Genomic DNA, 527 nt, shown 5'->3' on the forward strand with positions numbered 1-527 from the left:
AGCCGCCGGCCAGGCGATCGGTCCACGCCAACCCGACGACAACCAGGGCCAACCCCACGACCAGACACCCGATGCCGGGCGGGGTCCGCAGCAGGACGTCCACCGGCCGGGCCCCCAACCCGCTGCCCAGGACCAGCCCGAACACCGGCAGGCCGGCGAGCAGATGCGCGGTCGAGCGCACGCCCGCGAGTTCCGCGAGCACCTCCTCGTGCGCGTCCTCCTCGGCCCGCAACGCCGCCGTGATCCGCTCCAGCGCCGGAGCGAAGCCGCCGCCCCGACCGATCGCGATCCGCCAGCACGCCGCGACCCGGCGCAGCCCCGCCGCTCCCGGCCGGGCCGCCGCGCGCTCCAACGCGTCGGGCACGTCGCCGCCCACCCGGGCCGCCCCCACCACCTCGACGAGCGCCACGCGCGTCGGCTCGTCCAGCGTCCCCACGGCCGCCGCCAACGCGTCCTGCGGTCCTCGCCCCGCCCGCAACTCCCCCACCAGCGCCGCGCACAGCGCCACCACGCCCCGGCGCAACTCC

General features: G+C 78.6%; 1 protein-coding gene. It reads right to left on the reverse strand.

The features are described 5' to 3' along the window. A partial coding sequence (locus GT354_RS38575; protein ID WP_202512772.1) for a type II secretion system F family protein occupies positions 1 to 527 on the reverse strand: 527 nt, incomplete at both ends.

This window comes from Streptomyces sp. SID3343 (assembly GCF_009865215.1).
Lineage (GTDB): Bacteria > Actinomycetota > Actinomycetes > Streptomycetales > Streptomycetaceae > Embleya.